1 pseudogene is annotated in these 255 nt (G+C 66.3%); it reads right to left on the minus strand.

The window, feature by feature from the left end:
• A pseudogene (locus SB717_RS37725) lies at positions 1-255 on the minus strand (hypothetical protein); the annotation flags it as partial.

The following is a 255-nucleotide window of genomic DNA, read 5'->3' on the forward strand; positions in this document are numbered from 1 at the left end:
TGCTGTAAGACCCATGTGCATGAACCGCATGGCCGTCATGCGCAGGGCGAGACCGGAACGGCCCGCACCGAGCAGGAAGACGCGCTTCGCGGATTCGATCTCGGTGAGGACGTCACCCGACCCCGCTTCGTCGGCAATGGCGCGCACGACGGCGTTGAGCTCGCCTAAGGCGAGGAGGAGGGCTTCGGAGAACGTGTCGTCGGAGGTCACGTGTTTATCGTGGTCTCCGCGCGCATGCGACGCGCTCCCCGCACG

It is taken from the genome of Priestia sp. SIMBA_032 (assembly GCF_046535215.1).
Lineage (GTDB): Bacteria > Bacillota > Bacilli > Bacillales > Bacillaceae_H > Priestia > Priestia aryabhattai.